This window comes from Salinimicrobium oceani (assembly GCF_012037645.1).
On the sequence record NZ_JAAVJR010000683.1, the window covers coordinates 1 to 439 of the forward strand.

Sequence of the window (439 nt, forward strand, 5' to 3'; positions counted from 1 at the left end):
TTATACAGAAAATCCCGATAATGTACTGGCCCCAGTTGTTGGACTGGAATATGAATTCTACGATCCCAATCTGGCGCCAAGGCATTCGGCTTTTGTGCAGTTAAGGCATTCTTTTAAGCAGGACGATTATCGCTATACTTCGACGCAGCTTTCCCTAAATTACCGGTTCAAAGCTCTATACTTTTCCAACTTTGATCTTCATATCAATACCAAACTTGCGACATTCTTCTATTCCGAAGATAAGATCCCTGTCACCAATGATCAGGGGGAGGTGATCGCGATCAGGGATGATAATGGTTTCACCTTTACGGCACCCTTTAGTTTTGGCGTAGGCAGTGATATACAGATCACGCCAAAAAGTTTTATCACCCTTGGCTATAATGACATTTTTGCCATTGTTTGGGACAGCAACGGGAGCTTTCCGCTGGATTTTACAGTG

1 pseudogene is annotated in these 439 nt (G+C 43.3%); it reads left to right on the forward strand.

Going from position 1 to position 439, the window contains the following annotated elements:
- Positions 1–439: pseudogene (locus HC175_RS18860) on the forward strand (hypothetical protein); the annotation flags it as partial.